Origin of the sequence: Cedecea sp. NFIX57, from assembly GCF_900177785.1 — a bacterium.
In the GTDB taxonomy this organism is placed as follows: Bacteria; Pseudomonadota; Gammaproteobacteria; order Enterobacterales; family Enterobacteriaceae; genus Cedecea; species Cedecea neteri_C.
This window is the reverse complement of the sequence record NZ_FXAS01000123.1, coordinates 1-1,413: the sequence shown is the minus strand read 5'-3', so window position 1 is coordinate 1,413 and position 1,413 is coordinate 1. Positions and strand designations below refer to the sequence as shown.

General features: G+C 45.9%; 1 protein-coding gene. It reads right to left on the bottom strand.

What is annotated here, in order from left to right; genetic code table 11:
* Positions 1-166 precede the first annotated feature (166 nt).
* Positions 167-487 (bottom strand): hypothetical protein, encoded by a 321-nt coding sequence (locus B9Y90_RS26175; protein ID WP_085543184.1) that lies wholly within the window; start codon positions 485-487, stop codon positions 167-169.
* Positions 488-1,413: the final 926 nt, after the last annotated feature.

Genomic DNA, 1,413 nt, shown 5'->3' with positions numbered 1-1,413 from the left:
GCCTGCAACTGTTTTTCGTCCATAAATTAACCTGCTTTTGATGTTGGATTGAACATATCAAAATCAGGCAATTACACAAATTTATGTACAGGCTCTTGCTGTTCTGTTGTACCCGCAGTGGATGACTCTCAGCACTGTGACTCTGTTAGCCACAGTGCTTCAGGCATTATTCGCAACGAAATGTCAAACGGGCAACCCCATTAATAAGTAAATGAGAATCAGTTTCTTGCTTAACTTCTTTCATGAGTTTATTTTGTGCCTTACAAAAATCAGTTGCTTTAGTATTAACGACTCCGGTGGCGCCTGACATTCGTCCTGCTGCTGGAGCGGCTTCCGCTTCAGTATAATAATCACCATTTTGCAGTTTTTTAACATCAGACTGGTACGTCAAGCCGAGGCCATTAAACTGGGTTTTATCATTCTGTACTGCGCAACCGCTTAGAGAAGCACAAATCAATATACTGGATAATATGACAATAGTTTTCATCAGATAACATTCCACAGGTTAAATAATGGTAGGGAGTATACTTGTCGCGGATCAACATATATTAAACGAACATTCTGTTGGTGTTTTTGTTCCTGAATCTATCTTAGCTAATAGGTGATGTGATCGAATAATCGGGACACTTGCATATTCTGTTCCAGACCGACCATTGATTCCGATTTGCTCCGGCCAAATCTGACCATCTGTTGGAATCGATGATCCTGTCGTCGGAATCCCGTGCTTTTCACTTTTAAAACAATGGACAACATTTTCTCCTGATAACCCAACTTCCGGAGACGTGTCGCCATGGCAAGATTGAGAACGCGGATAAGTAAATTAACGAACTGATTCGCCTTAAATTTGACAGCCACCTGCCAACAGGAGCATTTCGGCCTGCCTGAATATCGGGTGCAGTACCGTATCTGATGTGATCACCTGCTTCAGGGGAAGCCAACTGGCGTGGATCCTCCCGGAAGATATGACGGAATCACAACTCGAAGCGTTGCGCTATACCGGGGTACTTACACCAGCATCAGCGTCGTGGCCCGGGAGTTGAACGCCGCCAGGCAGACCATCATGTGGTTGCGGGATGGGGCAAAAAACCAGGCGCTACAGGCAAAGGGAGAGGCCAGTTTCTCCGAAGACAGGCAGGGGTGAAACTGAGGTACCCGGACCTCAGTTCCGGTATAATACCGCCAGGCCCGATGAATAATCGTCAGACAACGGAGACACGGCATGTCAGGCAGAAAAGGAAAGGGCAGGAACAGACCAGTCTCTCACGACGGACTGTTCAAAACCTTGTAGTGGTTGAATAATCAGGACACTAAACTTACCTCCATAACGGAGGTGTTTAGTGAACCAGAAACGACAATTTACCCCTGAGTTTAAAAAAGAAGCCGTAGCCCTGGTGACAGAGCAGAACTATACCG

Excerpts from the sequence above, each read along its gene's own strand:
- B9Y90_RS26175 (WP_085543184.1), bottom strand. The coding sequence starts at position 487 with ATGAAAACTATTGTCATATTATCCAGTATATTGATTTGTGCTTCTCTA.